This window comes from Corynebacterium sp., from assembly GCF_030532715.1.
In the GTDB taxonomy this organism is placed as follows: domain Bacteria; phylum Actinomycetota; class Actinomycetes; order Mycobacteriales; family Mycobacteriaceae; genus Corynebacterium.
Window position 1 is genome coordinate 40,288 of sequence record NZ_JAUNKO010000005.1, and the last position, 22,825, is coordinate 63,112.

Annotated in this window: 27 protein-coding genes; 9 read left to right on the plus strand and 18 right to left on the minus strand. The window is 59.2% G+C overall.

What is annotated here, in order from left to right:
* The first annotated feature begins 25 nt into the window (after positions 1-25).
* The 3 genes from Q4D83_RS08710 (at position 26) to Q4D83_RS08720 (ending at position 1,946) form a co-directional block, all read left to right on the plus strand.
* Positions 26-754: a MerR family transcriptional regulator gene (locus tag Q4D83_RS08710; RefSeq protein ID WP_303174774.1), complete on the plus strand. Its 729-nt coding sequence runs from the start codon at positions 26-28 to the stop codon at positions 752-754.
* Positions 755-789: 35 nt separating this feature from the next.
* Positions 790-1,311, plus strand: a complete 522-nt coding sequence (locus Q4D83_RS08715) for a bifunctional nuclease family protein (protein WP_303175123.1) — start codon at positions 790-792, stop codon at positions 1,309-1,311.
* 101 nt (positions 1,312-1,412) lie between these two features.
* Positions 1,413-1,946, plus strand: a complete 534-nt coding sequence (locus tag Q4D83_RS08720) for a MerR family transcriptional regulator (RefSeq protein ID WP_303174776.1) — start codon at positions 1,413-1,415, stop codon at positions 1,944-1,946.
* On the opposite strand, the gene Q4D83_RS08725 is transcribed toward Q4D83_RS08720, so the two are convergent.
* The 6 genes from Q4D83_RS08725 to gndA are packed head-to-tail and all read right to left on the minus strand — an operon-like array spanning position 1,943 to position 9,223.
* Positions 1,943-3,289 (minus strand): hypothetical protein, encoded by a 1,347-nt coding sequence (locus Q4D83_RS08725; RefSeq protein ID WP_303174777.1) that lies wholly within the window; start codon positions 3,287-3,289, stop codon positions 1,943-1,945. The two genes, Q4D83_RS08720 and Q4D83_RS08725, sit on opposite strands and share 4 nt — an antisense overlap.
* 40 nt (positions 3,290-3,329) lie before the next feature.
* Positions 3,330-4,172 (minus strand): 3-methyladenine DNA glycosylase, encoded by an 843-nt coding sequence (locus tag Q4D83_RS08730; RefSeq protein WP_303174778.1) that lies wholly within the window; start codon positions 4,170-4,172, stop codon positions 3,330-3,332.
* Positions 4,165-5,214, minus strand: a complete 1,050-nt coding sequence (locus Q4D83_RS08735) for a hemolysin family protein (RefSeq protein WP_303174780.1) — start codon at positions 5,212-5,214, stop codon at positions 4,165-4,167. The genes Q4D83_RS08730 and Q4D83_RS08735 overlap by 8 nt, the downstream gene beginning before the upstream one ends.
* Complete coding sequence (locus Q4D83_RS08740; RefSeq protein ID WP_303174782.1) at positions 5,211-6,587, minus strand: hemolysin family protein; 1,377 nt, start codon at positions 6,585-6,587, stop codon at positions 5,211-5,213. Before Q4D83_RS08740 ends, Q4D83_RS08735 begins: the two co-directional genes overlap by 4 nt.
* A gap of 3 nt (positions 6,588-6,590) precedes the next feature.
* Positions 6,591-7,778: a DEAD/DEAH box helicase gene (locus Q4D83_RS08745; protein WP_303174783.1), complete on the minus strand. Its 1,188-nt coding sequence runs from the start codon at positions 7,776-7,778 to the stop codon at positions 6,591-6,593.
* 14 nt (positions 7,779-7,792) lie between these two features.
* The gene (gndA, locus tag Q4D83_RS08750; protein ID WP_303174785.1) at positions 7,793-9,223 is read right to left on the minus strand and encodes an NADP-dependent phosphogluconate dehydrogenase; all 1,431 of its coding nucleotides are present in this window, start codon (positions 9,221-9,223) and stop codon (positions 7,793-7,795) included.
* A 40-nt stretch (positions 9,224-9,263) separates the two neighbouring features.
* Here gndA and Q4D83_RS08755 point away from each other — a divergent pair, with 40 nt between their 5' ends.
* Both Q4D83_RS08755 and Q4D83_RS08760 read left to right on the plus strand, forming a co-directional pair.
* Positions 9,264-9,707 carry a PaaI family thioesterase gene (locus Q4D83_RS08755; RefSeq protein WP_303174787.1) on the plus strand — a complete coding sequence of 148 codons (444 nt, stop codon included), beginning with the start codon at positions 9,264-9,266 and terminating at the stop codon, positions 9,705-9,707.
* A 5-nt stretch (positions 9,708-9,712) separates the two neighbouring features.
* Positions 9,713-10,318, plus strand: coding sequence for a bifunctional 2-polyprenyl-6-hydroxyphenol methylase/3-demethylubiquinol 3-O-methyltransferase UbiG (locus Q4D83_RS08760; RefSeq protein WP_303174788.1), 606 nt, complete (start codon positions 9,713-9,715; stop codon positions 10,316-10,318).
* A gap of 160 nt (positions 10,319-10,478) precedes the next feature.
* Here Q4D83_RS08760 and Q4D83_RS08765 read toward each other — a convergent pair whose 3' ends face one another.
* Positions 10,479-10,781 carry a hypothetical protein gene (locus Q4D83_RS08765; RefSeq protein ID WP_303174789.1) on the minus strand — a complete coding sequence of 101 codons (303 nt, stop codon included), beginning with the start codon at positions 10,779-10,781 and terminating at the stop codon, positions 10,479-10,481.
* A 16-nt stretch (positions 10,782-10,797) separates the two neighbouring features.
* Entirely contained in the window at positions 10,798-12,201 is a 1,404-nt protein-coding gene (locus Q4D83_RS08770; protein WP_303174791.1) for an NAD(P)/FAD-dependent oxidoreductase, read from the minus strand.
* A 170-nt stretch (positions 12,202-12,371) separates the two neighbouring features.
* Here Q4D83_RS08770 and Q4D83_RS08775 point away from each other — a divergent pair, with 170 nt between their 5' ends.
* Positions 12,372-13,574 carry a class I SAM-dependent methyltransferase gene (locus tag Q4D83_RS08775; protein ID WP_303174793.1) on the plus strand — a complete coding sequence of 401 codons (1,203 nt, stop codon included), beginning with the start codon at positions 12,372-12,374 and terminating at the stop codon, positions 13,572-13,574.
* Here Q4D83_RS08775 and Q4D83_RS08780 read toward each other — a convergent pair.
* The 3 genes from Q4D83_RS08780 to Q4D83_RS08790 form a co-directional block, all read right to left on the minus strand.
* Complete coding sequence (locus Q4D83_RS08780) at positions 13,555-14,205, minus strand: DedA family protein (RefSeq protein WP_303174795.1); 651 nt, start codon at positions 14,203-14,205, stop codon at positions 13,555-13,557. The two genes, Q4D83_RS08775 and Q4D83_RS08780, sit on opposite strands and share 20 nt — an antisense overlap.
* A gap of 155 nt (positions 14,206-14,360) precedes the next feature.
* The gene (locus Q4D83_RS08785) at positions 14,361-14,522 is read right to left on the minus strand and encodes a hypothetical protein (protein ID WP_303174797.1); all 162 of its coding nucleotides are present in this window, start codon (positions 14,520-14,522) and stop codon (positions 14,361-14,363) included.
* Complete coding sequence (locus Q4D83_RS08790; protein WP_303174799.1) at positions 14,519-15,214, minus strand: YceI family protein; 696 nt, start codon at positions 15,212-15,214, stop codon at positions 14,519-14,521. The genes Q4D83_RS08785 and Q4D83_RS08790 overlap by 4 nt, the downstream gene beginning before the upstream one ends.
* 439 nt (positions 15,215-15,653) lie before the next feature.
* Between Q4D83_RS08790 and Q4D83_RS08800 the strand changes: the two genes are divergently transcribed.
* Entirely contained in the window at positions 15,654-16,037 is a 384-nt protein-coding gene (locus tag Q4D83_RS08800; RefSeq protein ID WP_146323121.1) for an RNA polymerase-binding protein RbpA, read from the plus strand.
* A 30-nt stretch (positions 16,038-16,067) separates the two neighbouring features.
* Here the strand turns inward: Q4D83_RS08800 and Q4D83_RS08805 are convergent, their stop codons facing one another.
* The 3 genes from Q4D83_RS08805 to Q4D83_RS08815 are packed head-to-tail and all read right to left on the minus strand — an operon-like array spanning position 16,068 to position 18,821.
* Positions 16,068-16,865, minus strand: a complete 798-nt coding sequence (locus Q4D83_RS08805) for a polyprenol monophosphomannose synthase (RefSeq protein ID WP_303174804.1) — start codon at positions 16,863-16,865, stop codon at positions 16,068-16,070.
* Positions 16,807-18,279, minus strand: a complete 1,473-nt coding sequence (gene lnt / locus Q4D83_RS08810) for an apolipoprotein N-acyltransferase (protein ID WP_303175124.1) — start codon at positions 18,277-18,279, stop codon at positions 16,807-16,809. The genes Q4D83_RS08805 and lnt overlap by 59 nt, the downstream gene beginning before the upstream one ends.
* A 38-nt stretch (positions 18,280-18,317) precedes the next feature.
* On the minus strand, positions 18,318-18,821 hold the full coding sequence (locus tag Q4D83_RS08815; protein ID WP_303174806.1) for an FxsA family protein: 504 nt from the start codon (positions 18,819-18,821) through the stop codon (positions 18,318-18,320).
* Positions 18,822-18,927: 106 nt separating this feature from the next.
* Between Q4D83_RS08815 and Q4D83_RS08820 the strand changes: the two genes are divergently transcribed.
* On the plus strand, positions 18,928-19,860 hold the full coding sequence (locus Q4D83_RS08820) for an alpha/beta fold hydrolase (protein ID WP_303174808.1): 933 nt from the start codon (positions 18,928-18,930) through the stop codon (positions 19,858-19,860).
* Here Q4D83_RS08820 and Q4D83_RS08825 read toward each other — a convergent pair.
* From Q4D83_RS08825 to Q4D83_RS08835, 3 genes are all read right to left on the minus strand, one after another.
* On the minus strand, positions 19,857-20,363 hold the full coding sequence (locus tag Q4D83_RS08825) for an O-acetyl-ADP-ribose deacetylase (RefSeq protein WP_303174810.1): 507 nt from the start codon (positions 20,361-20,363) through the stop codon (positions 19,857-19,859). The two genes, Q4D83_RS08820 and Q4D83_RS08825, sit on opposite strands and share 4 nt — an antisense overlap.
* 5 nt (positions 20,364-20,368) lie before the next feature.
* Entirely contained in the window at positions 20,369-20,818 is a 450-nt protein-coding gene (locus Q4D83_RS08830; protein WP_303174812.1) for a hypothetical protein, read from the minus strand.
* Positions 20,819-21,033: 215 nt separating this feature from the next.
* On the minus strand, positions 21,034-21,411 hold the full coding sequence (locus Q4D83_RS08835) for a hypothetical protein (protein ID WP_303174814.1): 378 nt from the start codon (positions 21,409-21,411) through the stop codon (positions 21,034-21,036).
* Between the two features lie 37 nt (positions 21,412-21,448).
* Here Q4D83_RS08835 and Q4D83_RS08840 point away from each other — a divergent pair, with 37 nt between their 5' ends.
* Positions 21,449-22,147: a hypothetical protein gene (locus Q4D83_RS08840; RefSeq protein WP_303174816.1), complete on the plus strand. Its 699-nt coding sequence runs from the start codon at positions 21,449-21,451 to the stop codon at positions 22,145-22,147.
* On the opposite strand, the gene Q4D83_RS08845 is transcribed toward Q4D83_RS08840, so the two are convergent.
* Positions 22,144-22,776, minus strand: coding sequence for a TIGR03086 family metal-binding protein (locus Q4D83_RS08845; protein ID WP_303174818.1), 633 nt, complete (start codon positions 22,774-22,776; stop codon positions 22,144-22,146). The genes Q4D83_RS08840 and Q4D83_RS08845 overlap by 4 nt on opposite strands.
* Positions 22,777-22,825 lie beyond the last annotated feature (49 nt).

The following is a 22,825-nucleotide window of genomic DNA, read 5'->3' on the forward strand; positions in this document are numbered from 1 at the left end:
CCCAACGATAGGAGTAACTCGAACCGTGACTGCGCTCCGTAAGACAGCGGCCGTTCAGGCTGTAAAAACCGTCAAAACCAAGCCTATTGGCGTGGTGTTGGAACAGTTGCGTGCCGAGTTCCCTGATGTTACCCATTCGAAGATTCGCTTTTTGGAGACGGAGGGGTTGATTGCTCCGCAGCGGTCTTCGTCAGGGTATCGCCGGTTTACGGAGGAGGACATCGAGCGCCTCCGGTATATTTTGGTCACCCAGCGGGACAATTATCTGCCGTTGAAGGTGATCCGGGAGCAGTTGGAGGCCATGGATTCCGGCGCCGTGACCTCGATTATGCGCGCGAATCGGGCGACGCCAATGATCAGCCCGGATAATTTCCGGGCGCCGAGTGAAAGCCGCTTTAGCATCGAGGATGTGGCGGCGCAGGCCGGCGTGGAAACTGACCGTGTGCAGCAATTCCTGAAGGTTGGGTTGGTCAAACCGGACGTGTCTGGCTATTTCACTGTGGATGATGTTCGCGTGGTGCAGACGGCGGTGGCGTTATCCGAATTCGGTTTTGATGAGCGGCATTTGAAGTCGTTGCGTGCGGCGGCGAGCCGGCAGGCCGGGTTGATTGGGCAGGTGGCCGCGCCGATTGCGCGCGCCCAGGGGCGGGATTCCCGGCAGCGGGCGGAGGAATTGTCGCAGCAGATGACCGCACTGGTGGTGTCGTTGCATGCTTCGTTGGTGAAAAGTGCGCTGCGCGAGGAGTTGGGGTAGGACTCGTGGCGTTGATCCCAGTTGAATATCACGGTGTGCACACGCTTGGGCCCGAGAATTTTCATTGTGCGTTGTTATTGTGGAAGGAAAAGAATCGGGTGATTCCGATTTGGATTTCCGCAATTGATGCTGAGTTTTTGGAGGCCCGCGACGCGGGCTATGAGTCGAAACGCCCCGGTGCGCATGATGTGCTGGTGGATTGTTTAACCCGCCTTACCCCCGGTGCGGCTCAAGTGAACATTGTGAGTTATTTCGAAGGCGTGTTTATCGCCTCGATTGTTACCAATGATGGCCAGGAGTTGGATGCGCGCCCGACGGATGCGCTAATTTTGGCGAAGTTGTTGAATCTTCCCGTCTTGGTGGATGAGGAAGTAGCTGCTCAAACTGCGGTTTTCTTAGCGGATTCCGAGCTTCAGGATTATCTGGATATTGAACCTTCGACTGCTTTTGATGATACGGAATTGTTGAAAGATGAGGATTTTGAGCAGTTCATGGAAAGCATGGGGGTTTTTGAACAAGACCTGTTTTTTGAGGACGACGATTCTGAAAAGGACTAACTCTCAAGTTCGGGTTTAACCTTTGGCGTGTCGCTAGTGACAATTTATTCCGGTTCGTTTAATCTTGCTTTCAGGATCATTCAACGTCACAGGGAGTAAATATGAGCGACGAACCCCGCGGCATTCAAGAGTCTTTGTTTGACCTTGGGCCCGACGAAGCGGTGGGTTACCGCGTCCCAACGGCGTGCCAAGTGGCGGGAATTACGTACCGCCAATTGGATTATTGGGCACGCACGAAATTGGTGGTGCCTTCCATCCGGTCTGCTAAGGGTTCGGGTTCGCAGCGGCTCTACTCCTTCCGCGATATTCTCGTGCTGAAAATTGTGAAAGGCTTGTTGGATACGGGTATTTCCCTACAGAATATTCGCCTCGCGGTGGATAAACTCCGCGACCTTGGCGTGGATGATTTAGTGGAGATCACACTGGTTTCCGACGGGACTACGGTGTATCAATGCCGCTCCAATGAGGAAGTGATTGATTTACTCGCCGGCGGTCAAGGCGTATTCGGTATCGCTGTGCCCGGCATTATGAAGGAGCTCAGCGGGACGATTTCTTCGTTCCCGTCGGAGCGTATCACCGCCGATAGCGAGCTCGTGGATGAGCTCGCCGAGCGCCGGAATCGCCGTATTTCTTAGGCTGTTGTGCCGAAGATGGTTGCCAGTGCGGCTTCCAGTTCGGCGGTGGTGTTTACTACGGTGGCGGAGCCGCCGTGGGTGGTGGCCCATTCGCTGATGCCGGTGTCTACCGGCTGATTGCCAATGTGCACGATTTCCAGCAGCACGTTGTCAAGGCCGCTGTACGGGGTGGCGGGGTCTGCGTCTTGGGTGCCGGTGGTCACGAGCACTAACCGTACTGGGTTGTTGATTTCGCGGGCGTGGTCGCCCGCCTTTTTCATGGCTTCGTCGAGGGCTTCCCGGGTGCGGGGCGTGCCACCGGTGCCAAAGCGCCGCATGGCTTCTACGCTGGCGCTACCGTTGTCGTTTTTGCTGAACTCCACGTTGGCGCGCCATGCTCGGTTGATGCCCTGGGTGAGCGGCGAGGAGTAATTCCACAGGGATACGTTGCCGCCGTCGCGGCCCACGGCGTGCAGGAGGGGGTCGAGTACCCGCACGGTTTCCTCAAAGTAGGTGCCGCCATCGAGTGCGGTTTGCATGGTGCTGGAGGTGTCCAACAGCACGAGGGTGTCGGTTCCCGTGGGCAGGTTGACTTGCACTTCCACGTTCGCTTGCTTCGCTTGGGTGAGCAGCTCCTCGCTGGCGAGTTTCGTGGTGGTCTTGTCAGTAGATTTTACAAAGTTGGCAAAGTCGTCTGCGGCGCGGGTTTGCTGCTCGCTGATCGCGCCCGCGGGGTTGAGGGCCACGGCGTAAATGGGTACTGCGATGGTGTCTTCGGGTTGGTAGAACTCCATGCCTTTCGGTGTGGTGGTGGAGGTGACTACTTGGTAGGGGTGCCCGTGGAGGTTCCCAAGGTAGGCGGCGGCGAGTTTGCCTTCGAAGCTGGCGGGGGCGCCGATGCTGGCTTGCTCGCGGAGGGTGTCCCAGGTGCCGCTGGGTTTGGCGGAGCCCACTTTGTAGGCGATGCCGAGCGGATCGGCTTGGGCTACTGGCCAGTTGGCGGACGCGGCGGATCGTTTCGCTGCTTCGAGGCTGCCCTGCACATCCCCTGAGAGGAACACCAGTGCGGCGTCTTTAATGTCTTGAACGTGTTCGATTTTCACGCAGTGGTCTTTGACTACGGGTTTGCTGGCGGCGTAGTCGGTAACGAGCTGTTGGAGCGCTGCGGTGGAGGCGCTGGAAATTGGGAGTTTGACGTCACCTTCAATGCACACGCCGTCGCCGGCGTTGTGTTGTTGATTGGCTTGGTCGCGCTTCATCCACCACCACACACCCCCCACGAGTATTAGCGCAAGGACGATAACGGCGGCGAAAATGCTTGGGGCTATTGCGTAGTTTTTAAGTCCGTTTGAATGCCGAGCCACGAGTATTCTTCCTAAGCGTTAACTGACATGAAGCATTGGTTTACATTGTAGGCTTTGTGCACAAGTCAATGAGCGATTGCCGCAAAGGTGCTGCACGCTCGGCGAGTTCTCGTTGTCGCGCCACATATTCGGCTTTGCCTTCCGGTGTCTCGATTGCCACAATATGAAACCCATATTCCCTGCAATCATATGGGGACGCTTCCATATCCAGAATTCGAACATCTCTTGCAAGCTCAAAAGTGTCGAGCCACAATTCCCCCGGCACGAGTGGTCCCAATTTTGCAGCCCATTTGTATAAGTCCATCGTCGCATGTAGGCACCCACTTTGATCGGCTGCGGGTTGATCTTCACGCTGCAAGACTCGAAAGTTCAACGGGCGTGCGGCAGGGGTGAAAAATCGAAAGGCGTCGTAGTGGGTGCATCGGATGCGGTGTGTTTCCACCACGTCGTTTGTGCCGTCCCGGCCGAGCCGTAGCGGGAGGTTGTGCCGGGGCTTCTCTGTGCGGTACACCATCGCCCATTCGTGCAGCCCGAAGCAATCGAAGTGGGCGGGGTTCGTCGCCGTGCGCTCTAACAAGTGTTTGATGTAGCTGATCGATTCGCCGCGGCGCGCCCACACTGCCGCAAGATCCACACCGACGCCGTCTGCGGTACGCGCGTAGTCTCGCCAGTGAGCGTGCGGAGGGTCGCCGGCCAGCGTTTCGCCGCGCCCCGGATGCCACCGCGCCAACTTGCCAGGGGAGACAGGGTAGTACTCAAACAGAAAGTCGAATATGGGGTGCTGTTGCGCTTGTCGACGCCGCGCCAGGTGCGCCGCAGTCAACGCTTCCGCGCGGGAGCGGTGGGCGTCGAGACGCGCCTGCCATTCGGCGACGCTAAGCATCTTCGTGGGTCCAATCTCGCACCGTGCCAACATATTCTTCGATAAGGTCTTCGAGGGTGACGATGCCGATCACTTCGCCGCGTTGCCGCACCTGTGCCATGTGCGCGTTTCGCCGGTGGAGGAGGCGCAGCGCCTCATCAAGGGTGCAATTGCCGTCAACTGTGGTGAGGGGTCGCAGCGCAGAACGGGGAAGTTTCACGTGCGGATCCTCGGTAACCATTCGTTCGAGAATGTCTTTGACGTGGATGTAACCAATGTAGGTGTCGCCGCCCGCGGTCACGGGGAAGCGCGAGAATCCGGTCTCTTGCACGGCCTCCTCGACGCAATACAGTGGCACGCCGTTGTCAAAGCGGAGCATGCGTACGGCGTCGTTCGGAATCAGCACTTCTCGAATAGACCTGTGGTCGGAGCGCAGCGCCTTGTTTAGGCGCGCGTGTTCCTCCGCGTCGAGCAGCCCTTCCGAACGGGATTCCGTAATCATTGTGGCGAGCTGTTCCGGGTTCACGGCCGCGTCAAGTTCGTCCTTTTGCTCGATGCCGAACATGCGTAGCGTGACGCGGGCCATCCAGTTCATGGCCACGATCAGCGGGCGGGTGAGTGTTACAAACACCATGTGCGCGGGTACCAGCAGCATGGCCACGGATTCCGGCCCGGCGAGGGCGATGTTCTTTGGCACCATCTCGCCGAGCAGGATGTGCAGGAACGTGACAATGCCAAGGGCGATGGCGAAGGAAATCGGGTGCAGCAGTGCGTCCGGCAATCCTAACGCGTGAAACGGACCCTCGATCAAATGGGCGATGGCGGGTTCGCCGACTTTGCCCAGCAGTAGCGAGGCGATCGTAATGCCGAATTGGGCGCCCGCCAACATCATGGACAAGTGTTCGGAGGCGTAGAGGACTTTCCGGGCGCGCGGCTTGCCTTGCGCAATGAGCGCGTCCAGCCGGTCGCGCCGCGAGGAGATCAACGAAAATTCCGCCCCGACGAAGAAGGCGTTCACGGCCAATAGGACCACGGTGAGGATCACGGCATACCAATCACTCATTGGAATTGTTTCGCCTCCTCCTCGCTCATCGGGGTAAGGATCACGCGGTCGATGCGGCGGCCGTCCATAATGGCCACGCGTGCGCCCCAGCGGCCCGAAATCCCGGATTCGAACTCGTCGTAGGCGTCGCGCTCAGTCTCCGGAAGCAGGATAATCTCTCCGGCATCTGGGATGTGGCCCATTGTCGCCATGACTAACCCGCCGACGGTTTCGTACGGTCCGTCCGGTGCGGTGTAGCCGATGCGGGCAGGTAGTTCGTCAACGCGGACGAGCCCCGACACCTCCCAACTTGCGCCGATGCGCAGGAAGTCACGTTCCGCCTCCGCATCGTCATATTCGTCATAGACTTCGCCCAAGATTTCTTCCACCACGTCTTCGATGGTCACCAACCCGGCGGTGCCGCCATACTCGTCTGCCACTAACACGATCTGGGTGCCGGCGGAGCGCACGGCGTTGAGCACGGCGTCGCCATCCAAACTTGAGGGAACCACCGGCACAGGGCGTGCCAGGGAGCGCAACAGCACGTGGGAGCGTTGCTCGCGCGGAATGTTAAATGCGGCCTTGACGTGTACCACGCCGACGGTGTCGTCGAGGTCCCCATCGACGATGGGGAACCGCGAACGGCCCGTCTGCTGGGCCAGGTTCAAGAGGTCCGCCACGGTATCGTCAACGGACAGGTATTCGATGGTGGAACGCGGCGTCATAAAGTCCTCCGCCGTGGATTCACCAAACTTCAACGAACGATCCAGCAACGCCGCTTGCGCGTGGGAAAGCGCCCCATGCTCCGCGGAATTGCGCACCAGCGCGCCCAACTCCTGGGCGGAACGCGCGGAGGCAAGCTCGTCGGCGGGTTCGAGGCCAAGCTTGCGCACCAGCGCGTTGGCGGTGGCGTTGAGGGCGCGAATAAACCACCCGAACAGTCGGTTGAACATGCGCACGGGGATGACCGTGAACCGTGCGGTGCGCAGCGGATCCGTGATCGCCATGTTTTTAGGCACGAGTTCGCCGTACACCATGGACAGCAGCGTGGCTAGCGTCAACGCCAACACCAGCGCTACCGCCGGAGCAGTGCCGCCGAGGCCGAGTAGCTCCAATAACGGCGTGAAATACTTTGCCAGGATTGGTTCTGCCAAAAACCCCGTGGCCAGGGTGGTGATGGTGATGCCCAATTGCGCCCCCGACAACTCGAAGGAAAGGTTGTTGTGGGCGGCCCGCACCGCGCGGGCTTTGGCATCGTTGTGTGCTTCCACGTGGTTGTCAATCACGGAGCGTTCCATCCCGGTGAGGGCGAATTCGATGGCCACGAAAAACCCAGTCCCCGCCGTCAGCGCAATGAAGCCCAGCAGGGAGGCAATACTCAGCGCAATGTCCATGGACTACCGGCCAGCCCTCCGTTTTCGATGTTGCCGTCGTTGGTCCACACGAGTTCCTTTCTGGGTGTGAGCGCCGGTGATCTTCGCCAGGCGCGCCGCATCAACTTCCACAGCGGATACACCTGCTTGTGCGAATAGGTTGGTAAGTTGAGAACGTTTCGTCGACGTGATCAGCGTGACCACGGTGCCCGCATTGCCCGCCCGGGCGGTGCGCCCCGCGCGATGCAGATAGGCCTTGTAATCCTCCGGCGGGTCCACGTGCACCACCAGCGACACGTCGGAGATGTCGATGCCGCGGGCCGCCACGTCTGTGGCAACCAGTACGGGGACATCCCCGCTGGTGAATGCGTCGATGGCAGCCGTGCGGGTGGCCTGCCCCTTGTTGCCGTGGATGCCGAGTGCGTTGATGCCTGCGGCACGTAACGAGGCTACCTGACGGTCAACGTCGAAACGCGTGCGGCGAAACAACAGGGTCTTGCCCTTGCGGCCCGCGATCTTGGCCACCACCGCGTCCCGGTTTTCCTCCACCACGCTAAAGAAGTGCCGCATGGTATCCACCGACGCCTGCGCGGTGGCGTGCTGGACGGGGTTGTTGGTGTACCGATCGATCAGTTCTTGCACGTCGCCGTCCAAGGTGGCGGAAAACAGTAACCGTTGCCCGGCGGGCGTGAGTTTCAGCAGTTTATGCACCTGCGGCAAGAATCCCATGTCGGACATTTGATCGCACTCGTCGATGGCGGTGATTTCCACCGCGGACAGAAAGAGCATTCGTTGCCGCACCAAGTCGATTGCCCGCCCCGGTGTGGCAACCAGCAGGTCCACGGGCGCCGCGAGGAACCTTGCGTCACGCTTGATGTTCACGCCGCCAACGACGGCGAGGATGCGCAGCCCGAGGGCGGCAGCCGGGGCGTCGAGACGCGAGTGAATCTGCAACGCCAGTTCGCGCGTGGGTGCCAGCACAAGCGCGCGCGGGTATTTCGGGCGCGACGGCGCACCGGTTAGCCGCGCGAGCATGGGCAAACCAAAAGCGAAGGTCTTGCCGGATCCGGTCGGCCCGCGGCCCAACACGTCGCGCCCCGCGAGAATGTCGGGGATGGCCGCGGCCTGCACCGGAAACGGTTGCTCAATGCCTTCGCGCCGCAGCTGGTGGACAAGTTGCAGCGGCAAGCCCAGTTGGTCAAACGTAGTCATCGTTGGCCTTGTAGTTAGGCCTCCACCTCGGTGCGGTCGCCGCTCCACAAGGTGTGGAAATGCCCAGCCTTATCCGTGCGCTCGTACGTGTGTGCGCCGAAGTAGTCGCGTTGGCCCTGGATCAATGCCGCCGGAAGTCGCTCGGCGCGCAACCCGTCGTAGTAGGACAGGGACGAGGCGAACACCGGGATGGGCAAGCCCGCCTGGGTTGCCACGACCACCACGCGGCGCCACGAGTCCATCAAGCCTTCCAGCTCGCCGAGGAAGTACGGGTCGAGCAACAGCGATTCCAGCGCCGGGTTCGCGTCGTAGGCCTGCACGATGCGGTCTAAGAACTTCGCGCGGATAATGCACCCATCACGCCAGATGGTGGCGAGGTCGCGGGGGTCGATATCCCAACCGTGCTCCTCGGAACCCGCGCGGATTTCGTCGAAACCTTGTGCGTAGGCGACCAGTTTGGAGGCGTAGAGTGCGCGTCGAACATCTTCCACAAACTCCGCCGGAACCGAATGTTGAAGCTGCCCAGACGGGAGGGTGCCTATGGTGGCTGCTCGCTGTGCCCGCGCCCCAGACAACGCACGCGCAAACACCGCCTCCCCGATGCCAGTGGTGGCAATGCCCAAATCCAGGGCAGCCTTCACCGTCCACCGGCCAGTACCTTTCTGGCCCGCGGAATCCACAATCACGTCAACCAGCGGCTTGCCTGTTGCCGCATCCACCTGGGAGAGCACCTCGGCGGTGATTTCCACGAGGTAGGAGTCCAAATCCCCGGTGTTCCACTCACGGAAAATCTCGGCGATTTCCAGCGGGGACAGGTTCGCGGCGTAGCGTAGGAGGTGGTACGCCTCGCCAATAACCTGCATGTCCGCGTACTCGATACCGTTGTGCACCATCTTGACAAAGTGGCCGGCGCCATCCGGGCCGATGTGCGTGCAGCACGGCACCCCATCAACGTGTGCGGCGATTGACTCGAGCAGCGGCCCTAGGGACTCGTAGGAAGCCGCAGGACCGCCGGGCATAATGGATGGGCCGTTGAGCGCGCCTTCCTCGCCGCCGGAAATGCCGGCCCCCACAAAATGCAGGCCGCGGTCGCGCAGTTCCGCCTCGCGGCGAATCGTGTCGGCGTAGAGGGCGTTGCCGCCGTCGATAATGATGTCGCCTTCTTCCATGGCGTCTGCCAATTGCGCGATGACCGCGTCGGTTGCGGCGCCGGCTTGCACCATGATCAATGCCCGCCGCGGACGCTCCAAGCTAGCGACAAACTGTTCGATCGTGGTGGCGGGGATAAACGTTCCCTCGGTGCCGTAGTTTGCCATAAACGCTTCCGTCTTAGCGACGCTGCGGTTGTATACGGCGACGCGGTGGCCGTGGCGCGCGAAATTCCGGGCAATATTCGAACCCATGACTGCGAGGCCAACAACGCCAATCTGTGCGAGATTAGTCATGGTTCATTATCGTACCCGTTCACCCCGCTATACTCTGCCCATGAATGTGCAAGCGTTGGTGAAACAACTCGACTCCGGCCCCCTCGATGACCACGAACTCGACGCCATCAATGCCCGAATGGGCGGCATGGAACGAACCCTCGGCATCCGCTACACCCACCTGAGCCGGGCGGGAGTGCGCGCGGAGCTGGAGATCGGCCCGCACATTCTGCAATCATTTGGCCTGGTCAACGGCGGAACGTTCTGCACCATTGCGGAGTGCGTCGGCTCGTTCGCCGGGTGCCTTGCCGCGAATGCCCCGGTGGTGGGGCTGACCAACACTACCCACTTTTTAAGCCCCGGTACATCGGGCGTTATTCAGGCTCAGGCGCATCCGGTACACCTTGGAAAACGGGTGCAATTATGGGAGGTTGAGTGCTCGGTCGGCGAGAAATTACTGGCTGTGACGTCCTTGCGGGCGATGGTCATGGCGGGGGTACAGTAACACTTATGCCAACTTGGAACGAGATTCTCGCCCGCAACCCTCAGCATTCCGAAAACTATGCGCAGCGGTGGCGCAAGTTTGTTGCCGAGGGACGCGACATTGACGGCGAAGCCCGGCTGATTGACGCCCTGGCTCCCCGCCACGCCCGCATCCTGGACGCCGGCTGCGGTACCGGTCGCGTGGGTGGTTACCTAGCCGCCCGCGGCCATCACGTGGTGGGTGTGGATCTCGACCCCGTGTTGATCAACTACGCCCGCCAGGATTACCCGGACTGCACTTGGGAGGTGGGCGATCTGTGCTTAGGCGAAATCCCCGCCGGTGAGTACGATGTCATCGTTTCCGCGGGCAACGTGATGGGTTTCCTGCCGGCTGAAGGCAGGTTAGCCGCCTTGCGAGCCCACGCCGATCATCTGGCCCCCTCAGGTCGCGCCGTCATTGGTTTCGGCGCAGGGCGGGGCTGGAGCTTCCAACAATTCCTTGACGACGCCGCGTCCGTAGGCCTTTATCCTTCACTGCTGCTGTCCTCGTGGGAACTCCACCCCTTCACTGAGGAGTCCGAGTTTCTTGTGGCCATTTTGGGCGCGAAAGAAAGCGCCTCACCACAGACGTAGTAAGGCGCGATCCCAGGTCCTGTGTTGGGCTCTCGGACCCTCGGCTATTTCCGACGTTTGGCCAATTGGCGGAAAGAGTCCGCACGACCCCAACGGGGTATTACCTTTCACAGAGTAACCACAAGGGCGCACTTGCTATCGTAGCGCAACGAGCGGTTCCCTAGGGGGTGTAACCGACAACCTCGCACTCTCCGATGACGTTGCCGCCGTCCATAAACGGAAACCTAGAGCCTTCCGAAAGCAGGTGGTGCGGGGCGTCGTCAACGAGGAAGCGTACCTCGTCAACGAACGTTTCCAACCCTTGCTCCACGGCGGGCGTCTTCAGGGAAAACACCACGCTCCACGCAGCATCGCCTTGGTGAAGCTGCGTGTGCAACGTCAACGCGGAAGGCAGCGACCGTTGGTCGGGGGCAAACACTTCAGGGTCCCAGCGAATGATGCAGGGCAGGGGAGGCAGAGACATAACGATCACTCTACCCCTAGCTGTTGCCGTGATACTGCTCCGTTTCGTTGACCTCGACGACGGTGGCGGCATCATCCACATAGTCGCGAAGCTTGATCAGCGCATTACGGGAATGCAATTGGTGGCGCGTGGTGGTCAACTGCCAGCGGTTCTGGTTGAGCACATTGAGCCCCCACGACACGGCGGAAACCATGCGGTTGCGGAAACCAACGAGGAACATCAAGTGCACGGCCAGCCACAGCACCCAGCCAATGAACCCAGTGACCTCCACCTTGCCAAGCTTCACCACCGCGGAGAAGCGAGACACGGTGGCCATGGAGCCCTTGTCAAAGTATTCGAAAGGCTCCCGGTCGAGGGTGCCTGGGCGGTCGGTTTCCCGTTCGATCAGGTCCGCCACGTACTCGCCGGCCTGGATGGCCACCTGGGCCACGCCCGGAAGGTTGTCAAAGTTCATCATGTCGCCGATGACAAACACATTCCGGTGGTCGTTGACGGTGAGATCTTCGTTCACCTTTACCCGCCCAGCGCGATCCACCTCGGTATTGGTTTGCTCGGCGATCAGCTTGCCTAGCGGAGATGCGGCCACGCCCGCCGACCAAATCTTGCAATAGCTGGGGATGATCTCCACGGAATTGTCTTGCGTCGATTTGAACGTGACATTGTCCTCGGTCACGTCCGTCACAATGGCGTTGAGCTTGACGGTGACGCCGAGTTTTTCCAGCTGGCGCTGCGCGTTGCGGCCCAAGCGCTTGCCGAACGGAGGCAGTACCTGCGGGGCGCCGTCCAGGAGGACGATCTTCGCGTCGGAGGGGTTGATGTTGGAGTAGTGGCCGCGCAGGGTGCGGCGGGACATTTCTGCGAGCTGCCCGGCGAGCTCCACGCCGGTGGGGCCCGCGCCGACGACCACAAAGGTGAGCAACCGTTCCCGTTCGGCCGGGTCGCTGCACAGTTCAGCGCGCTCAAAGGCGCCGACGATGCGGGCGCGAATCTCGTGTGCGTCGTCGATGGTTTTCATGCCGGGTGCGTACTGGGCGAAATGATCGTTGCCAAAGTAGGATTGCCCGGCGCCGGCCGCCACAATCAGGTAGTCATACTCATAAACCCGGTGGTAGTGACCAAGCTCCACGGTGACCTGCTTATGTGCCAAGTCGATGCCCGTGACTTCGCCTTTGATCACGTGGGCGTTGTCTTGGTTTTTCAGGATTTGCCGGGTGGAGGGCGCGATCTCCCCGGAGGATAATAGCCCGGTTGCCACCTGGTAGAGCAGCGGCTGGAACAGGTGGTGGTTGGTGCGGTCGATAATAGTGATGTCTACGTCGGCGTTTTTCAGCGATTTCGCGGCGAACAAGCCTCCGAAACCAGAGCCGATGATCACTACGTGTTGGCGGCCGCCCTCGGGGCGAAACGGCTTCTCAGACATTGTGTTGAGTGCTCCTTGGAACTGCGACTATTAGTAAACAATTTGTTCGTATGTCTGACTATCGTAATGTGTTGTCGCCAGGATCACACCTTCGGCGCTGCCTCCGCAGCTCGCGGCCTTGAAAACGGTACGATGTGAACCGGCTTCACGCTAGTTTTTTGAGGAGAATTGTGGCGTTTGATCATTTGGTACATATCCACGAATCGGATTGGCCCGGCGTGGCCGTTGTGCCCAATGTGCGGGCGGGGAGTTTTCGCCGCGCGGAACGCGGTTTTTATCAAGTGTGTGAGCGCAACAACGTGGACATTACCGTTGAGCATGATGTGTTGTTCGCCCGCATCGCCGAAGCAGGCTGGCTTGGCCTTGCCGAGGGGTTTATGGCAGGGGAGTGGCATGCAGAAGATCTTGTCGCCACGTTGAGCACACTTCTTGCGAGTGGTTACCGCCCGAAGCGATCGTACCGCGCGGGGAGGTCCGCGCAGGTTCCGGGGGGTTCGTTGCCGGCGTCGCTGGTGGGGTTGTACGCGGGCGACGGCTACAGTCCGTTCGGAGGTGTGTTTGCCTCCGGTGTGGCTACGACGGTGCGGAATGAGCGTGACATTGACGTCACCACCTTGGAAGACCCTGTGCATGTGGAGCGTTGCGATTTAGCCGACGCGCAGACTCGCATGGTGGATATGCTGTTGGATGCAGCTGGTGTTTCCCGAGGCACTTATGTCGTGGATTACCCCTCTTCGGGTGGGGCATTGTCGGTTCGTGCGGCGCAGCGTGGCGCGACCGTCGATACGTGGGCGATGGATACCGGCGCCCTCGACGACCTTACCGAGCTGGTCAGCGGCGATGACGTGGAGCATTCCCTGCACATCCGGGAAATGCCCGACCACGTACTACCCCCAGAGTTGACGCGCCGCGTGTACGAGGCTGTGGTGGGTATCGGCCGCGTAGAGACCATTGGCCGTGCGCTTCGCCCCGCCTACCTGCGCAGCATTGATCAACTCTTGCTGCCGGGCGGGGTGGCGGCGCTGGGCGTGACAGTGGCTACGGAGCAGCTGGCGCCGGTGGTGCGGGAAGCCACAGAAATGCTTCGAGCGTACATTTGGCCAGCGTTGGATTTTCCCACGCTGGAGGAGGTGTACCGCGTGGTCGATAGGGGTACTTCGCTGCGCATTACCGCGGAGGTGCACACGGGCAAGCACAACCGCATCGCGCTTGGCCTGCAGCGTTCGTTGTTCGAGGGGCGGATGCGGGAGGCGGCAGCGGCGGGCTATGACCCCGTATACCGTCGGCTGTGGCGCTACCATTTGGCGCTGCTGGAGGCATTGTTCCGCCTCGGCGTGCTCGACAGTGTGCAGCTTACTTTACGACGTCGCTAGTTTCCGGCTCCGGCCGCACCTCCTGCGTCTCGGGCTGCCGATGTTTCCACCACAACCGGATAATTTTCACCGTCATAGGGATGAATACGGTGGCGAGTCCGGCGACGATAAACCAGTGCATAAATTCCTGCACAAACGGCACGCCGCCGAGCGAATAGCCCAAAAACGTCACGCCGGCGCCCCATAAAATACTCCCAAGCACGGAGTACAGCGTGAATGCGCGATGATTCATATGCGAGAAGCCAGCAAACACGGGGGTGACAGTGCGGACAACGCCAATGAACCGAGCGAACAGCACGGTGACTACGCCGTATTTATCAAAAAAGTGGTTGGTTTTCTCTACCGCTTCTGGACCGATCCACCGCATGACGCGGCTGCGTAGTATTCGCGGCCCAGCCTTGCGGCCAATGAAAAACCCGAGTTGGTCGCCGAGCGCGGCGGCCGTGGGAATGCCGATCAAGAGGGTCCAGAGTGGGGTGAATGGTGGGTCCGCGGCGGCCATGATGCCCGCGGTAAAAAGCAATGTGTCGCCAGGAAAAATAAAGCCGATAAGGAGGCCCGTTTCCATAAAAACAATGCCTAGAATTCCTGCCAACCCAAACGTGGTCAGCAGCATGTCAACATCGAACACAGGCGGGTACGTATCCTTCGACTCTCGCAGTTACATAGTCAGCTAGAAAGATGATAGCGTGTCACTCCGAAAACCTAAAGTGACATAATGTACATTATCGGCCTTATATTTTAAGGTATGCACACGCTACTTTTACGTCACAGTGACGTAATTTATTAGCGTTGCCGGTAAGCCTGCACAAGCTGCACTGAGGTTAGTATCATCAATGCAGCGCCGATCGCCGCCACCCACGGCATATTGCTGTACACCATGTAGCCTGTAAATACGAGCAATACGACGATGCGCAACCACAGCGCCGGAATCAACTTCGAAATCATTGCGCATCATCTTTCTTCTCAAACGTCAGCCGAATGTTCAGCTCGCCGGTTTCATCAATCTTCGCCGCAACAAACTCTGGTGTCTCCACGCCGAAGTCCAACCGGTTGATTGGCACCGTGCCGGCGATGACAAGACGCTGCGCCGTGCGCAGCACCTCAAACTCTCCAGAGACTTCGCGGGATGCGCCGTGCAATTGCAGATTGCCAATGACGCGAGCCTTGCCGGTCGAGCCATCGTCAGGAATGTTGCTCAGCTCCGCAGCCTGAGTCAGCTGAAACGTCGCCGTCGGATAGTCATCCGTATGGAGCAAGCTGCGGCGCACGTTAATATCACGTTGCTCCACGTCCGTATGCAACGTGGTCATATCAACTACTATTTCGCCGGATGTGAGCCGCGTGCCCGCAATCTGAATCTGTCCATCCACGTTGCGTGTGCTGCCAGAGGTTGACCTCGGCTCGCCGGGCAGAATTTCAAAAAACGTGTAGCCCACCGACGTCGTGTTCGCGCCGCTGCCATCAACAACATTCCATGTGCCTTGCAGATCCGTGGACGCCCCAACCGCATTGGACGCGTTCAGCCCGCCGGTTTTAATGCCAGGATCAGTCAAAGCCTTGTACGCTACCGGTCCGACGCTTGCCAGCGCGAGCACAATGATGGCAATAACGGTCAGTACAAGGAACGGCTTCTTCATATCCAGCATCCTATCCGACGTGGTTAGTACGAATTTTCAATAGTCTTAGCTAGCTGAATTAATTCATTGCATAGCTGTTGAAGCTCCTTATTGTCAGGTTCTTCATCCTGCAGCGCCACATGAATATCTTCCGCGGAACAACGTAGAGCAAATAGGCGATCATGAAACTGTTCCAACTGTTCAGGGGTAAAATGAATCCCCTCGGCTGGAATGTTTTTGCCCGTTCGATGGTTGCGTTGTTCGTAGGCACGTTGGCGGCACGAGCGACTACAATATCGCCTGGGTCGCCCGCGGCCACGTGATACGTCAATGGGCTTTCCGCACCATTCGCATCGTTTTTCAATCGCCTCCACACGCCCAACCCTAGCCCACGTGCCGCGGTTGGTTATAGTGGAGGGATACACCAACCACTATTGAGGGTAAGGACGGATTAACCTCTATGGCAGATCGCGTACTTCGTGGCAGCCGCATGGGCGCCGTGAGCTATGAGACAGACCGCGACCACGACTTGGCACCCCGCCAAATGGTCAAGTACCGTACCGAAGCCGGTGAAATCTTCGAAGTCCCCTTTGCCGACGATGCCGAAATTCCCGGCACCTGGATGTGCAAGAACGGCCAGTTGGGCACACTCGTCGAAGGCGAAGGCATTGAAGCCAAGCCCGTGAAACCCCCGCGCACCCACTGGGACATGCTGCGGGAACGCCGCACTATTGAAGAACTCGACGTGCTCCTCGAAGAGCGTATCGAGCTGTTGCGCAAGCGGCGCCGCAACGCCGCACGCTTGCTTAAACAGCAACAGGAGGAAGCCGAAAAGAACGGCTAAGTACCAGGGCACCGAAAGGTGCCCTTTCCCCTAGCTGCGTTTACGCAATTTGCCCCATTGGTAGCGGGCAATCTTTGAAGTTTCCTTCGTAATCTCCCGCAATTGCGAGCCGCGGTGCGCCAAACCCCAGCGGGTCACCTCCACCAACGAGTCCTTCACAAAAGAGCCATCCAATTTCGATTCGCCGATTTCGCGTTCGGTAAATGTGATGGGCACTTCGCGGACGTCGAACCCGTCGCGCACGGCGCGCCACGCCAAATCCACCTGAAAAATGTAGCCAGCGTTGGACAATTCGTCCAAATCTAAAGCCTCAAGCAATTGGCGCCGGTACGCGCGATAACCGGCGGTCATATCGGACAGCCCAGCGCCCAGCGCGAGGGAAATGTAGATATTGCCGCCTTTGGACAAAATCCACCGCTTCTTTGGCCAGTTCACTACCTTGCCGCCTGGCACATAGCGGGATCCGATCACGAGGTCCGCGCCTCGATCGACCTCAGTGAGCAGCAGGTGAAGTTGTTCAGGCGCGTGGGAACCATCCGCATCCATCTCGCACAGCACTTGGTAGTCCCGCTCGAGCCCCCACTGGAATCCCGCGACATACGCACCGCACAGGCCGCCCTTGCCTTCCCGGTGCAGGACGTGAAGGTGCTGGTCCTCGGCTGCGAGCTTGTCCGCCAACGCTCCGGTACCGTCGGGGCTGTTGTCGTCGACGATAAGAACGTCAACGTTGGGGGCGGCGGAACGGACGCGACCGATGATGAGTGGCAGGTTATCCAGCTCGTTGTAGGTCGGGATGATGACCAACGTGCGGTCGCTGGGATTGCTCATGGGTGTTCGTCTCCTTTGATTTGCGGGCATACAGCACTGCTGCGGACGCAAGCAATGCCCCCATGATACCCATTGTGTACTCAATGAATGAACCGAAGCGGGCCGCAATAGTCTTCGAGTCCTTGAGCGGAAGCTCCGCAATCAATGTGCCCGACTCGAATATTTGTGTGTGTTGCGTGACGGTGCCGTCCGGTTGCACAATCGCGGACACCCCAGACGTGGCGGCAACAACCACCGCCCGATCCAACTCCAGTGCCCGCATGCGACTCATGGCGAGCTGCTGGTAGGTCATGTCGGTAAACCCGAATGTAGCGTTATTTGTGGGACTGGTCAGGATCTGCGCCCCATTGCGCACCGCTTCCCTACCCGCCGGGTCGAATGCAATTTCGTAGCAGGTGGCAATGCCTACGGCAACATCGTCCATATGTACAACGCCGCTACCGTCGCCGGGCTGGAAATTCCCAGCCAAGTCCACAAACTTGGAAAACATGCGGAAGAACTCCCGCATGGGCATAGTTTCCCCAAACGGCTGCAAGAACTTCTTATGGTGCCAATCCCCTACCCCATCTTCCGGGTCAAACACCACCATGGTGTTGCGCAACCCAACCTCGTCGCGCGTAATCGTGCCCACCAAGACCGGAGCCTGTGCGTGGCGCACCGCGGCGTCGATACCCGCGCGTGCTTCGGCGTCCGCGAAAGGGTTTACGTCGGAGGAATTTTCCGGCCATATTACCAAGTCAACGGGCTCATCAAGGCGCTGCGTCTCCGCCACGTGATTGGCCAAAACCGCGCGCCGCTGAGCATTAAAATCCAAGCCCAAGCGGGGAACATTGCCCTGAATCGCCGCTACCTTCACCGTGCCAGTCTGCTCCCCTACCTGCATAAAACTCAGCGCCGTGCCCAGCGCAAGCGGAACGATCAGGTACACCGCGCCCCACACGCGCGGCTTACGCAGCAACAACGCTAAGCCCGCGCCCGAAATCGCCAACATCGCGGTGACGAGCGCCGGCCCGCCGATCGGGGCGAACCATTGCAAGGCGCCACCGAGTTGCCCCCACGCCGCACGAGTCCACGGGAAACCGCCAAACGGCCACGAGCTTCGCAGCCACTCCACCGCCACCACCCAAAGCGAAAACGCAATCGGGCCGAAGCGCGGCCAACGCACCAAAAGCACACCAAAGGCGCCGAGGAGAATCGAATACAGTGACTCCGTAAGCGCCAGCGCGATATACGGTAGCGGGCCGACAAATTCCCCAATCCACGGCAGCAGCAATAAATACGTGACCACGCCGTGGACCCACCCAAACAACGCACCTTGGCGCTTCGAACGGGCGCGGAGCAGCACGAAATACAACAATCCCATGCCCGCGATACCCGCTGGCCACCAGCCGATCGGTTGGGTCGCGGCGTACATGAACACCCCGGATGCTGCGGCGAGCAGCAACGTCAGGATCACTTAAAATCCTCCGGACGGGCCTTGTCCGCCCAAGACTGGATTTCCTCCTCCGTGGGATTGGGCTCCGCAGGTTTCGGGCTTGGCGCGGAATCAATAAAGGAACCGTAGGTGTTGCCGTAGCGGCTCGTGGCCACGAAACTCCGTACGCCCATTTCTTCGATTCGGGCGCGCACTTTCTTAGCCAAGATCTTCCGCGCAATCGCACGGGTGGGCGGCAGGATAAGCAGCAACCCAATAACGGTGGAAACAAACCCCGGCAGGGCGACCAACACCGAGCCGGCCGCCAGCAAACCGTAATCCCCAGCGAGCTGGCCGGGGGTGCTCCGCCCTTGGGAAGCAACCAGCGCGATGCGGCGCATCTCAAAGGCGGCAAGGAATAAGCCGCCGAAGAAACAAGCGACCAACAGCAGGAGCGCCCACCCGACACCCAGCCAGGTGGCCATGCCCCAAAACGCGAGCATTTCGAAAATGATATACGGGATAGCAATAATCAATGGCACACCGTCAAGATTACCCATTTTGGGATGCGCGCTAGCAACGGCGGCTGTAGCGTGAAACTATGGGTAAAAAACTGAAGCAAAACCATTGCGTTGGTGGTTGCGGCGCGTGGTAATTGTCGCCTGCATCCTCGCTGCGATTTTCGGGGTGGGCGGTTTGCTTCAACGGGAGGCGGATGTGGGGAAATTTCGCACCGCTGAAGGCTATGCGGCATACAAACGTGAGTACGATGCCGCGCTTGCGGATATGCCGACACCCAAACGTGTGTTGGACGTACCTACGGATTTCGGCACCGTGCACGCCTACGAATGGAGCACCCCGGAAACCGCACACAGCGTACCGGTGGTATTGCTTCCCGGGCGGGCTTCGGGGGCTCCCATGTGGGCAGAAAACCTGGCGGGATTTGCGCGCCAGCATCGAGTCATCGCCTTCGACGCCATTGGCGACGCCGGCCTGTCCACACAACGCATCCCGCTCACCGACACGACGCAACAGGCCCAATGGGTACACCAAACCCTCATGGAACTCGCCCCCAAAGGCGCGCACATTGTCGGCCATTCCTTTGGCGGCGCGACCGCTGCCACCTATGCCCACCAATATCCCGACGATGTGAAAACCTTGACTCTTCTCGAACCGGCGTTTGTGTTTAGCTATCCGCCGGCGAGCGTGCTGGGGTGGTCTGCGATTACGCAATTGCCTGGGTTACCGCAGTCGGCGCGGGAATATGCGCTTAGCAAAATCTCGGGGTCTGAGTATTCCGCGGAAACGCCGGTGGCCCGCATGATCGACGTTGGATCGAAGGAGTATTCGGCGGCCTTACCCACCCCGCATCCGCTTATCAAACAGGAAGCCGCTGAGCTGCGCATGCCGGTCTATGTGGCCATTGCGGGCAAATTTTCGCTCGCTGGTAGTGCGGATATCGCAAAAGAGCTTATCCCCCACGCGCACGTCAAGGTGTGGCCAGATACTACGCACTCGCTGCCCATGGAAGTGGCCAGCCCGCTCGCCGACGAACTCGCCGAATTTTGGGGCCAGTCTTAGCCCAGCGCTTGCTGATACAACCGGTGATTTTCCTGGTCAAAGCAGACGAAAAGCACCCGCTGCACGCAATGCGCGGAAAACTCCCGCACCGCCGTTATCGCGATGGGCGCGGCGAGTTCCTTGGGGAAGCCGTACACCCCAGTAGAGATATTGGGAAACGCCACGCTTGTTACGCCGAGGTCTTCGGCTACCAGCAGGCTATTGGCGTAGCACTGCGCAAGCAGCGTCTCCTCGTTGTGGCTACCGCCCATCCATGTTGGTCCCACTGTGTGGATAATGTGCTGCACGGGCAATAACCCACCGCTGGTGGCCACCGCTTGACCTACCCGGCATCCGCCCTGCCGATTGCGGATCGCCCGACATTCCTCCACTAGGCTGGGACCGGCTTTGCGGTGGATCGCGCCATCAACGCCACCACCGCCGACGAGCCTGGTGTTCGCGGCGTTGACAATCGCGTCGACGCGTACCGTCGTGATATCACCGCGCATCACTTCGAGTTTCATGGCACTTAGCATTCCAGGGTGACGTTAATAACCTCAAAGTGCGGGTTGAAGTGTACGGCGGGCCAATAGCCGTCCTCGAATCTGCCCATGAGGTCTACCATGTGCACGATGGTGGTTTCTAGGTTGAACTCCAACGACGCTTCAAATTCGTCTGGGTCGACTTCGGCGTCTTCTTCGTCTGCAAACACCTGCACTACCGCTTCCGCAGCACGGAGTTTCAGCGGCTCCATTTGTTGGCAGACTAGGTCAACGCGTGGGAGAAGCCCAATGACTGATTCCGTGTCGAGGTAGCGATCCCAATCTCGGAATACCACGTAGCATTTCCCGAGTGTAGTGATGACCTCCCCCGTGTATTCCGGCCAAGTTACCCGGTCGCCTTCGGGCGTGAAGACCTCACTGCGCCGAAAGCCGCCTAAGCCCGGCAGTTCGACCAGTTCGTCCTTCCTGATATTCACACTGCCCAGTGTAGGCGGGAAAAATACAAAGCGTCAGGATCAAAACCCAACGATGCCATGTAGATTTCGTAACGGAAGCTAACGGCGTGGATTTTTATCAATCAGCAACGATTCTCAACCGCGCAGCTCAGCACAGTTTTCTCGCACTGAATACCTTGCTCTATGGCTAGACTTAGCGCAATACAAGTAATTAAGTTCAAGAAAACCAAGAAGTATTATTCAGAAACGACGATTTGCGGGTACTGCTGCTGCACCGCTTCGATCACCGCGTCGCGCTTCCAGCACACGAACTCGAAATCGATCCCCGCGCTTGTTGTTACGGTCAACAACACCGCCGCCATGCGCTTATGTTTGCGCAATCCGGTGATTTCCGTGAACGGGATGGCTAGCTGACTTTCTTGGGTATTGAAATTCAAGGCGTGCGGTTCAAACACTAAACGATCCGGCGTGACGCCGAGATGCCCGCCGCGTGCAATCATGCCTCCGGTTCCCACGAGTATTTGCAACGGATTGAAGGCTAACACTTTCTCTATGAAAGATGCAGGCTTTGTTAAGTGGTTTGCGGGTACTTTTAAAAGCAAATCGGGGTACATTGTCTCATTAAAACACTGACATACGATCGAGGCAATAGTGGAACCAACTTTCGAACTTGCCGATTACCAATCGGGGGGATTATCCCGCATTCGCGCACTGAGGGATATTCCGATGCACGGCGTGCGTGCTGGCGACTTTGGAGGTTGGGTTTCCTCCACCCATACCTCGGCGGGTCAACCACGCATTGCGCCGACCGCATGGCTCGGCGGCGACGCGACGCTGTGCGGTGAAGCGCGGCTTCTTGACCATGCGTTAGTCAAGGGACGCGCAGTGATTCAAGGCCACGCACTTGTTTGTGAAGGCGCCATTGTGCGCGGGCAAGCCACGGTTGCAGACAACGCGCGAATCACCGGCCGCGCTTGCGTGCAAGGCACGGCGACGATCACGGATCACGCGCTTATCGACGGCCGCGCCCACATCCATGGCAGCGCCCGTATCGGCGATCACGCCACCATCACCGAACGCGCAAAGGTATTCGGTGATGCGGTGGTGTCCGATAATGCATATATCGCCGGATTTGCGGAAATTGCCGCGCGTAATCATTACCTAGTAATTCAAAACTTCCCGAGCTTTGAGGGGCAATCTATTACTGTGTATCGTGACCGCAATGGTAATGCGATAATCCGCCATGGCAATTCCGAGAATTCATTGGACCAGCTGCGGGAAAACAACGAAAGTCAAATTAGGCAGTTGGTTAACCTTCTTGAAACACTGACGGCGAGGTGGGCCAACTAGTCCATTGCCCTGCCGAGAAATGCTGCGAGGCGCACGGTAGGACCGGCATCCGCTGGCGGGGTGACCGCAGGTTCGAAAGGCACCCCGTGTTCGTGGCCACGGTAATCATTGCTGATGAGTTTCGGGACGACGGTCATTGCACGCTCCGCAACGGTTGGGTCCGGCACCTCCACCGATTGCCCAGTTGACTTGGCCAAGTCATAGCCGTGGCACAACACTTCGCTGAGGTACAAAACTACCGTCTCGGCGCCGCTGAGCGTGACTCCCCACGGCATTGGATAGTCACGATCCAGCTTTTCATCGGTCCAATGCTTCCTCGTCGCATTGGCGAGTTCCCGCCAGGCTGCGGCCCATTGCTGGGGTGTTTTTCCATCGATGGTGCCGGCAGTAATCTCTTCGAGTACGGCGACTTTTGCGTTCGGATCCAAGACCTCAGATCCGTACGGGTTTTCGCCCAGCACGGGCAATTGGGCGATCACATTTCCCACTTGCATGAGGTGGCTTAACAGGCCTCGCACCGTGAATTCCTCGCAGGGAGTCTGCGCATCCAAATCCGCCGTGGTGGTATTGCCAATCAGCTGCTCCACCCAGTCTTGGGCTTGCCACAATTCATTTCGATAATCTTGCATGGTTACCAAAGCTATCGATGAATAGTGACAAAGCCTGTCACGGTCGCGT